This is a genomic window from Vibrio sp. R-1, from assembly GCF_035615595.1.
GTDB classification, from domain to species: Bacteria; Pseudomonadota; Gammaproteobacteria; order Enterobacterales; family Vibrionaceae; genus Vibrio; species Vibrio cholerae.
Map to the genome: position 1 here is coordinate 1 of NZ_WPDC01000126.1, position 7,263 is coordinate 7,263.

Genomic DNA, 7,263 nt, shown 5'->3' on the forward strand with positions numbered 1-7,263 from the left:
AAATTGCTCTTCTTAAGGAAGGCGCGACACTCGTAAGTTTTATTTGGCCAGCCCAAAATCCTGCTTTGATGGAAAAACTCTCAAGTAAAAACATCAACGTACTGGCGATGGATGCGGTGCCTCGTATCTCTCGTGCGCAAGCATTGGATGCACTCTCGTCGATGGCGAACATTGCGGGTTACCGTGCAGTGGTAGAAGCCGCTCATGAGTTTGGTCGTTTCTTTACTGGTCAAATTACTGCAGCAGGTAAAGTACCGCCCGCGAAAGTCTTTGTTGCTGGTGCCGGCGTTGCTGGCTTAGCGGCAATAGGGGCTGCGGGTAGTTTAGGCGCTATCGTCCGCGCATTTGACGTTCGTCCCGAAGTAAAAGAGCAAGTGCAGTCTATGGGGGCTGAGTTTTTGGAAGTTAACTTCCAAGAGACTGCTGGCTCAGGCGATGGTTATGCTAAAGAGATGTCGGATGAATTCAACCGCAAAGCGGCTGAACTTTACGCCGCTCAAGCGAAAGATGTCGATATCATTATTACTACCGCGCTGATTCCAGGAAAACCTGCACCAAAGCTTATCACCAAAGAGATGGTAGATAGCATGAAAGCGGGCAGTGTGATTGTCGATCTGGCGGCAGCGAATGGCGGCAACTGTGAATACACAGTCAAAGATCAGGTTATTACCACAGACAACGGCGTTAAAGTGATCGGTTATACCGATATGGTAGGGCGTCTGCCGACCCAATCATCGCAACTGTATGCAACAAACCTAGTTAACTTGCTAAAACTACTCTGCAAAGAAAAAGACGGCAATATCGACATCAACTTCGAAGATGTTGTGCTGCGTGGCGTCACCGTAGTTAAAGCCGGCGAGATTACTTGGCCAGCGCCGCCTATTCAGGTATCCGCACAGCCTCAGCAAAAAGCCAAAGTGCAACCGACTAAAGCGCAGAAGAAAGAGCCAGAGCCGACTTCTCCTGTTAAAAAACTGGTTGGTTTAGCCGTGGGTGTCGGTCTGTTTGCGTGGGTAGCTTCTGTCGCACCTGCCGCATTCTTAGGACACTTTACTGTGTTTGTCCTGGCCTGCGTCGTGGGTTACTACGTGGTATGGAATGTAACTCATGCTCTTCACACACCTTTAATGTCAGTGACTAACGCGATTTCTGGCATCATTGTAGTAGGGGCATTATTACAAATTGGTCAAGGCAGCGGTATTGTGACTTTCTTGGCTTTCATCGCCGTCTTAATTGCAAGCATCAACATCTTTGGTGGCTTTACCGTTACCAAACGTATGCTTGAAATGTTCCGTAAAAACTAAAGGAGTACGCAATGTCTGCAGGATTGGTACAAGCAGCGTACATTGTTGCTGCCGTGTTTTTCATAATGAGTTTGGCGGGTTTATCAAAACAAGAGTCAGCTCGTATGGGTAACTACTATGGTATTGCTGGTATGGCAATGGCCTTACTGGCAACCATTTTTAGCCCCAACGCTGAAGGTCTAGCATGGGTTTTACTGGCTATGGTGATCGGTGGCGGTATTGGTATTCATTACGCAAAGAAAGTGGAAATGACGGAAATGCCAGAGCTGGTTGCAATACTGCACAGCTTTGTGGGTATGGCCGCGGTACTAGTAGGTTTTAACAGCTACATTGATGCCCCTGAGGCCGCTACCCACGCGGAACATGTGATCCACTTGGTTGAAGTATTTCTCGGTATTTTTATCGGTGCCGTGACCTTTACTGGTTCTATTGTTGCGTTTGGTAAACTGCGTGGCATCATCAAGTCCACACCACTTAATCTTCCTCACAAACACAAACTCAATCTGGCGGCATTAGTCGTTTCAGGCTTATTGCTGATCCACTTTGTGAATGTCGATGGTAGTGTGTTTGCGCTGATTGTGATGACGTTAATCGCTTTTGCTTTTGGTTATCACTTGGTTGCGTCGATCGGTGGCGCAGATATGCCAGTGGTCGTGTCTATGCTTAACTCCTATTCTGGTTGGGCTGCGGCAGCGGCGGGTTTCATGTTAGCTAATGATCTATTGATTGTGACTGGTGCGTTGGTTGGTTCATCGGGTGCAATTCTGTCTTACATCATGTGTAAGGCGATGAACCGCTCATTCATTAGTGTGATTGCTGGCGGTTTTGGCCAAGAAGTCGTGATCAGTAGCGATGAAGAGCAGGGCGAGCATCGTGAAACCAGCGCTGAAGAAGTGGCTGAAATGCTGAAAAACTCGAAGTCAGTCATCATCACACCGGGATACGGTATGGCGGTCGCGCAAGCGCAATATCCCGTCTATGAAATTACTGAAAAACTTAGAGCCCAAGGTGTTACGGTACGATTTGGTATTCACCCAGTCGCTGGGCGTTTGCCAGGTCATATGAACGTACTCCTCGCTGAAGCGAAAGTACCTTATGACATCGTATTGGAGATGGATGAAATCAACGATGATTTCTCTGATACCGATACTGTACTGGTTATTGGCGCTAACGATACCGTAAACCCTGCGGCACTTGAGGATCCCAATAGCCCAATTGCGGGGATGCCAGTACTAGAAGTATGGAACGCGAAAAACGTTATCGTCTTTAAGCGTTCAATGAATACAGGCTACGCAGGCGTGCAGAACCCCTTATTCTTTAAAGAGAACACCATGATGTTGTTTGGTGATGCAAAAGAGAGTGTCGACTCGATAGCCAAAGCTCTATAAAATCGACGCCGTTAAGAAGCCAGCATAATGCTGGCTTCTTTGTTTTGTAGACTGTCATTATTGACATCAATATAACACTCGAATATCTCTTTACCGGATAATGCGTTATAGTTTTTGCATGTTAGAAAAAACCAATATTCCCTTGATAAGAGCGCTTAATCTCACCTTGGTAAGCTTATGTTTTGCCATGTTACCGAATCCAGTTCACGCCGATTCGCTTCCTGAGCGCATCGACTTGTTTGTTTCGCTCTTTGATTATAATTCTGCGACGACGTCTTACGATATCCGATCGATTCAAACCGATTTCCCCACGCGCTTATTAACTCCAGATAGCATGTTGCCGCAAACGTCTGAATATCCGCTTAAAGATATTCAACTGCTTTATAAATTGGCACAAAGTTGTACAGGCAAGTTGCCGTTAAGCCCATTGATCACTGAACCTTTGGTGTTTACTCGTTCACTCTGTAAAGGCTCCAGCTTGTCACCACGCTGGTTTGCCCGCAGTGGTTTGATTCATCCTGGCGGTGGAACTTACGCATTTCGCTATGCGGAAAAATACCCAGCCCAGTTTGCTAACTTGCTGCCTTACATGCACATCCAAGAGCGTCCCAATGCCGCAGAGGGAACCTTGCTGTACCACTTACAAAATATGGGTGAAGATGCGATCAATGCTTTGGTGTCTGGTGCATCCATGTTTGGCTCCGGTAGTGATTTATGGTTAAGAAAAGGGGATATCTACTACCTTTTTAATGAAGAAACGTGGTTAACCAATGCCAATAAAGCTGGGTTAAGCTATAGCTTGCTATCAGCAGATAACACCTGCTTTATTCAGCGTGGCAACATCTGTTGGGATGTGGAAGATCATTCAGATCTTTTACGAACTAGCATGATCATTCTTGTTATTGCCAATATCTTCCTTGTGCTTGGTTGGTCTGGGTATCGTTGGAATTCAAAACGACAAGAAATGCGTAGCCGGATGCTCATTTTGCAAATTCTCACCCATGAACTGCGAACCCCAATCGCGAGCTTGTCACTCACCGTTGAAGGCTTTCGACGTGAGTTTGAGCATTTGCCCGAATCTCTGTACGATGAGTTTCGTCGATTGTGTGAAGATTCCCGACGATTGCGCCAACTCGCCGAAGCGAGTAAAGACTATTTGCAGTCTGACAGTAAACCACTCGCATCAGATTGGGTTCCTTCGGTGGAGGAGTGGCTACAATATAAAGTCGAAGAAGAATTTAGTGGTAATGTGACTCTGAAACTTAATCAAGATATCGCTGCCAAACTCAATGTTTATTGGCTTGGAACTTGTGTGGATAATTTATTGCGTAACGCTGTCAAATACGGCGTTGCACCTGTCACTCTCGAAGTGATAACACAAACTAACTTAGTCACTTTCAAAGTGACCGACCAAGGCTCGTTGACTCACCGTGATTGGCGTCATTTACGCAAACCATTTGTGAGCAAAAGCGGTTTAGGCCTTGGATTGACCATTGTCGAATCAATGGTGGGACGAATGGGCGGAAAAATGTCACTCGAAGGCCCACCGACAACTTTTATTTTGGAGATACCTTGTGAAACAGACACTGCTTCTCGTTGAAGATGATAAAAACCTCGCTGACGGTCTACTCGTCAGTTTAGAGCAAGCCGGTTATGACTGTTTACATGCAGAAACGATCGCAGATGTGAAACAGCATTGGGACAAGGCGGATCTCGTTATCCTTGATCGCCAACTGCCTGATGGTGATTCTGTACAGCATCTAATGGATTGGAAAAAACTTAAAGATATCCCAGTGATTCTTTTAACTGCATTGGTCACAGTAAAAGACAAAGTGACTGGCCTTGATGCAGGCGCAAACGACTATCTCACTAAACCTTTTGCAGAAGCTGAGCTGTTTGCACGTATCCGCGCACAGCTGCGCTCACCAGATAGTGGGCAAGATGACAGTAAAGTGGTGACGTCTAACTTAACAATTGATAAAGCGACTCGTGAAGTTTTCTTCAATGGCGAATCGATCACCCTAACTCGAACCGAGTTTGATTTACTGCTCTTTTTAGCGAGTAATTTAGGCCGAGTATTTACTCGCGATGAATTACTGGATCACGTATGGGGATATAACCATTTCCCGACGACGCGTACCGTAGATACTCACGTTTTGCAGCTGCGCCAAAAGTTGCCTGGGCTTGAAATTGAAACGCTACGCGGTGTTGGTTACAAAATGAAAGCGTGATCATGGTTAAGCCAAATCCTCTTTTATGGTTAACAGGCATGCTACTCAGCACGCCTGCTTTTGCTGATCCAACGGGGTGGTTTGAAAAGAACACCCCGCTAACTCAAGCTCATCAACATCTCTTAAACAATGATTTAGCAAGTATGTTCAGCTCATTGGTGGAAGTGTGGCAGCTTGAAAAAAATAAAAACCTGAAAACACATCTGAACAATTTATTGATTCAGTCTTTAAGCGTGGATTGCGGTCGAGGGCTAGATAACAAACCATTTCCAGATTGGATTCAGGGAGTGACCATTCGACGAGTTGATGTGCAAAGCCCTGGACGAGATGCTTATCAAGTTGCGATTGATACCAAAACCAAAGTTCCTATTACCGATATTCGTCTAACCAAATGGGTGGATAAAGTCGTCTCTACCGACAGTTCGCTTACCAATAGAAGCGACAGTGTCACAACAAACATTTATACCTATGCTCAACGCTATAATTTGACCAACCCATTGAGTGCAGGGTTGTATCGCATCGATATTACCGCCGCAGATCAGGAATCATGGAGTGCATGGGTCATTTTTGGCGACACGATAGCCAAGCAAGTAGTGCGTTGGACATCAAAAGATGAGTGGCAGATTCAGAAGACCGAATTGCTTAATTCACACTGTCCGTTACCGAAATTATCTATTTCAGTCTTTGATCATATTGATGGTAACTATAAACAGATTTGGAGTGAGAGTTATGAATCGGATTACCCAACCACGTTAGATAACGTTTCGTTACCGTCAGATCGTTACATTGTCACAGTTTCTATGATTCACCAACGTTGGCAAGGACCGCTAGCTATTGAACAATCTCAAGTTATTAGCAAAACCTATGATGTTAATGTAGAGGAATAACTGAAGATATTGGACAATATGCCGCTATAAAATAAAAAGGACGAATAGGCTTATATCATTATGAAAAGAATTTCTCTTTCTGTTGGTTTTTCATTAGTTCTCACATCTCCGCTCGCCTTCAGTGCAAATTATGCAGTTGAAGCACGCGGAGATGCTATGGGCGGTGTCGGGGTTGTATCAGGTAACTTTCTCACTGGCCCTTTTTACAACCCAGCTCTGGTAGCCATTTATCGCCGTAATGATGACGCAGGTATGATTTTACCGAGTATTGGTTTGTCTTATAACGATCCCAATGACCTCATTACTGATTTGGATAAGGTGTCTGACATCATCAACCAAAGCTCTAAAGGTGATTACAGCAATATTGGCGAATTAAATAAGAGCCTAACCGCAATGCAAGGGGACGTACTGAATGCCGAACTCGGCGGTGTAGTAGCTTTTGCCATTCCTAACCAATTTATTTCTGCTAACGTTTTTGGTAAAGCCTACACTGAATCTTTTGTTTCACCGATTATTGATAGCCGTGTCTGTGCGGATGATCTTTGTGAGCTAGAGCGCGCAAAAGCGAGTTCGGTAAATGCCGTTTCTGTCGGAGTTACTGAACTCGGTATTACTTTAGCCAAATACCAAACTTTCCTTGGGCAGCATATCGCTTTTGGTATTACACCGAAGTTGCAACGAGTGTATACCTATGTCTACGAAGCAAGTCTAAATAGCTATGATATAAAGGACCTCCGTGATAATGGAAACGGAGAAACCATTTTCAACATGGATGCTGGTGCATTATGGTTCTACGGCCCAATCCGCATTGGTTTTGCTGCAAACAACCTAATTTCTCGCGAAATCAAAACCAAAACGATCACTTCTGCCGTCTCAGGCAATCCTATCTCATACTCATACGATATGAAACCGCAGTACACGGTGGGGGCAGGGATTGTTGCTGATTACTTCACGCTAAGCGTGGACTACGACCTTAATGAAGAAGAGCGCTACAAAGATTTCAAAGACAACACACAAATGATCCGCGTCGGTGGCGAGATCGATATCATGCGTCAGTTAAAATTGAGGGCAGGGTACAACAAAAACCTCGCGTACGATAATACTGAAGGAACGGTTACGGCTGGTATTGGCTTGTCGCCATTGAATCTCTTCCAATTGGATCTTGGTGCAAGTTATACCAATGAAAATGCTATGGGTGCCTATATCAACTTTCTTGCGAGTTATTAAGCATCTCTTTATAGTGTGGCTCCTTTAAGGAGCCTTATTTATGTTTGATGATCTACCCACATTAACTCACGCTGAACAGCAAGTCGCCGTAGAGAAAATTCAAAAACTGATGGCAGAAGGCATCAGTACCGGAGAGGCAATCAAGATTGTTGCCCAGCAAATCCGAGAGGATAAAAAAGCGCAAAACCAAGGCACTCATTGAGTGCCTTTTTTATTGTCATCCCTA

The 7,263-nt window shown here is 44.9% G+C and carries 7 protein-coding genes; all 7 read left to right on the top strand.

The genetic code is table 11. The features are described from left to right. Positions 1–1,304, top strand: a 1,304-nt coding sequence (gene pntA / locus GOU96_RS16395; RefSeq protein WP_324702023.1) for a Re/Si-specific NAD(P)(+) transhydrogenase subunit alpha, incomplete at its 5' end; no start/stop codon positions are given. A gap of 11 nt (positions 1,305–1,315) precedes the next feature. After that, positions 1,316–2,692, top strand: coding sequence for a Re/Si-specific NAD(P)(+) transhydrogenase subunit beta (gene pntB, locus GOU96_RS16400; protein ID WP_001272522.1), 1,377 nt, complete (start codon positions 1,316–1,318; stop codon positions 2,690–2,692). A 118-nt stretch (positions 2,693–2,810) separates the two neighbouring features. Continuing rightward, a complete protein-coding gene (vxrA, locus tag GOU96_RS16405) occupies positions 2,811–4,292 on the top strand; it encodes a sensor histidine kinase VxrA (RefSeq protein ID WP_000891056.1) in 1,482 nt (493 codons plus the stop codon). Continuing rightward, complete coding sequence (vxrB, locus tag GOU96_RS16410) at positions 4,267–4,923, top strand: response regulator transcription factor VxrB (RefSeq protein ID WP_000815043.1); 657 nt, start codon at positions 4,267–4,269, stop codon at positions 4,921–4,923. Before vxrA ends, vxrB begins: the two co-directional genes overlap by 26 nt. A gap of 2 nt (positions 4,924–4,925) precedes the next feature. Next, positions 4,926–5,810 (top strand): DUF2861 family protein, encoded by an 885-nt coding sequence (locus tag GOU96_RS16415; RefSeq protein WP_000240567.1) that lies wholly within the window; start codon positions 4,926–4,928, stop codon positions 5,808–5,810. 60 nt (positions 5,811–5,870) lie between these two features. Continuing rightward, entirely contained in the window at positions 5,871–7,037 is a 1,167-nt protein-coding gene (locus GOU96_RS16420; RefSeq protein ID WP_000822680.1) for a conjugal transfer protein TraF, read from the top strand. Positions 7,038–7,077: 40 nt separating this feature from the next. After that, entirely contained in the window at positions 7,078–7,239 is a 162-nt protein-coding gene (locus tag GOU96_RS16425; RefSeq protein WP_000459082.1) for a YoaH family protein, read from the top strand. Positions 7,240–7,263 lie beyond the last annotated feature (24 nt).